Origin of the sequence: Kitasatospora sp. NPDC059803, from assembly GCF_042732255.1 — a bacterium.
GTDB lineage: Bacteria > Actinomycetota > Actinomycetes > Streptomycetales > Streptomycetaceae > Kitasatospora.
Window position 1 is genome coordinate 1 of the sequence record NZ_JBHWIJ010000592.1, and the last position, 1,133, is coordinate 1,133.

The window sequence follows — 1,133 nt, forward strand, 5'->3', positions numbered from 1 at the left end:
TCCCCCCCGGCCCGCGGGGGTCCTCTCTTCTTTTTCTTGGGGGCGGGCGCCCGCCCGGGGCCGGCGCGCACCCCCCAACGCCCTCCGCGCTAGGAGCTCCCGATGATCGATGTCGCCACGCTGGTCGAACAGGCCCGGGCGGGCCGGCCGCGGGCGGTCGCCCGGCTGATCACGCTGGTCGAGAACGCCGCCCCGCAACTGCGCGAGGCGATGGCCGCGCTCGCGCCGTACACCGGGCAGGCCTACACGGTGGGCCTGACCGGCTCGCCCGGGGTCGGCAAGTCCACCTCCACCTCGGCGCTGGTCTCCGCCTACCGGCGGCTCGGCAAGCGGGTCGGGGTGCTGGCCGTCGACCCGTCCTCGCCGTTCTCCGGCGGCGCGCTGCTCGGCGACCGGGTCCGGATGCAGGACCACGCCACCGACCCCGAGGTGTTCATCCGCTCGATGGCCACCCGCGGCCACCTCGGCGGGCTGTCCTGGACGGCCCCGCAGGCCCTGCGGGTGCTGGACGCGGCCGGCTGCGACGTGATCCTGGTCGAGACCGTCGGGGTGGGCCAGTCCGAGGTGGAGATCGCCGCCCAGGCCGACACCACCGTGGTGCTGCTCGCCCCCGGCATGGGCGACGGCATCCAGGCCGCCAAGGCCGGGATCCTGGAGATCGGCGACGTCTTCGTGGTCAACAAGGCCGACCGGGACGGCGCCGACGCCACCGCGCGCGAGCTCAACCACATGCTCGGCCTCGGCGAGGCCCGCGGGGCGGGGGACTGGCGCCCGCCGATCGTCAAGACCGTCGCCGCCCGCGGCGAGGGCGTCGACGAGCTGGTCGAGGCGCTGGAGAAGCACCGCGCCTGGCTGGAGGAGCACGGCGAACTGGCGGCGCGCCGCCGCCGCCGGGCCTCCGACGAGATCGAGGCGATCGCGCTGGCCGAACTGCGCACCCGGATCGGCGACCTGCGCGGGGACCGCCACCTGGCCGGCCTGGCCGAGCGGGTGGTGGCGGGCGAACTGGACCCGTACGGCGCGGCCGACGAACTCGTGGCCGGCCTCACCCGCGCCTGAGGACGGCGCAGGGGCCGCCCCCCGCGGGGGCGGCCCCGGGGGGGGGGGGGGGGGCGCGGCGCCGCCCCCCGCGC

At 77.6% G+C, this 1,133-nt stretch carries 1 protein-coding gene; it reads left to right on the forward strand.

All coding sequences use genetic code 11. The features are described 5' to 3' along the window. Window positions 1-102 precede the first annotated feature (102 nt). Window positions 103-1,059: a methylmalonyl Co-A mutase-associated GTPase MeaB gene (gene meaB / locus ACFV6I_RS39710; RefSeq protein WP_063347780.1), complete on the forward strand. Its 957-nt coding sequence runs from the start codon at window positions 103-105 to the stop codon at window positions 1,057-1,059. Window positions 1,060-1,133: the final 74 nt, after the last annotated feature.

Excerpts from the sequence above, each read along its gene's own strand:
- meaB (WP_063347780.1), top strand. The coding sequence starts at position 103 with ATGATCGATGTCGCCACGCTGGTCGAACAGGCCCGGGCGGGCCGGCCG.